The sequence below is a fragment of the Streptomyces milbemycinicus genome, assembly GCF_002154605.1.
Lineage (GTDB): Bacteria > Actinomycetota > Actinomycetes > Streptomycetales > Streptomycetaceae > Streptomyces > Streptomyces milbemycinicus.
Genome location: NZ_MUNE01001261.1, coordinates 1 through 1,174, shown reverse-complemented (window position 1 = coordinate 1,174; position 1,174 = coordinate 1). Strand labels below are relative to the sequence as shown.

2 protein-coding genes are annotated in these 1,174 nt (G+C 67.1%); one reads left to right on the top strand and one right to left on the bottom strand.

Annotation, left to right across the window (positions count from 1 at the left end):
• The coding region (locus tag CCN51_RS52510; protein WP_158104812.1) for a TIGR00366 family protein at nucleotides 1-342 on the bottom strand (342 nt) is incomplete at its 3' end.
• A gap of 184 nt (nucleotides 343-526) precedes the next feature.
• Here CCN51_RS52510 and CCN51_RS52505 point away from each other — a divergent pair.
• Nucleotides 527-1,174: GntR family transcriptional regulator (locus CCN51_RS52505; RefSeq protein ID WP_086861337.1), on the top strand; the 648-nt coding region annotated here is incomplete at its 3' end.

The window sequence follows — 1,174 nt, the reverse complement described above, 5'->3', positions numbered from 1 at the left end:
GGCGATCAGGCGGGCGACCGGCGGCGAGACCGCGACCGCGTAGCCCGCGATGACGATGATCGCCATCTGCAGGGTGAACTCGATAAGTGACCAGAATCCTTTGCCCCATGCGTCCACGAGGCCGAAGCCAGTGGTCGCTTCCGGGTCGCTCGGCTTGCCGAGCAGACTCTCGCCGGAGACGAGCCCCAGGGCGAGGACCACGAAGGTGCCGATCAGGACGAAGCCGAGGGCATCGGGAAGCCATTTCTCGGAGAAGCGGGTGAACCGCAACGCCAGCCGGGCAAGCCAGGTTTCCTCGCGGCTCGCCTCTGCTTCCGACGTCTTGAGGGGGTTCGTGGTCATACGCATCTCCTGATCGCGGGGCAGAGTGCGCAAGATCCTCATGGGGAGCCGGTGAACGAGGCAATGGGGAGATCGCACACCGGTTGCCGCCAGACCATGTGGAGCATCCCTATCGATCACCGGCAACGACGGAAGGAAAAACTGGTACTAGACAGGACTGGACATGTATGGCTAGCTTCCTGACATGCCTAAACAGGTCCTCAAGCATCAGCGCATCGCCCGCGTTCTGGCCCGTGAGATCCACAGCGGCGTTCTGGAACCGGGCAGCAGGCTGCCCGGCGAACATGCGCTCACCCGGCGCTTCGCGGTCAGCCGGACCACGGTCCGCCAAGCGTTGGACGAGCTCAGCAAACAAGGGCTGATCTCCACGCACGCGGGCGTCGGCTCGTTCGTCGCCTTCGACGGCAGCCTGCTGGACAACAGCTTGGGATGGACCAGGGCCCTGGCCGACCACGGCGCCCGGATCACCACCGAGGTGCTCCGGCTCGAAGCGGTGCGCGATGCCCGACTTGCAGCGGACCTGGGGCTGGAGAGCAGCGAGTTCATGGCGCTCGACCGGTTGCGCGTGCTGCCGGAGGGCACTCCTGTCTCGCTGGAGCGCAGCAGGGTTCCGCTGGTCCCGGCGCTGGGTGAGGTCCCGGTCCGCGGGCTGCTCGACGACTCGCTGACCAAGACCCTGGCCGCGGCCGGACTGCAGGCCACGCATGGCGACGAATGGGCGTCCGTGAGTCCACTGGCCGCCGAAGAGGCGACACTGCTCCGCCGCCCGGAGGGAGAGGTCTGGCTCAACACCCGCCGGGTCAGCCGCGGAGCGGACGGCCGGATCGTCGAG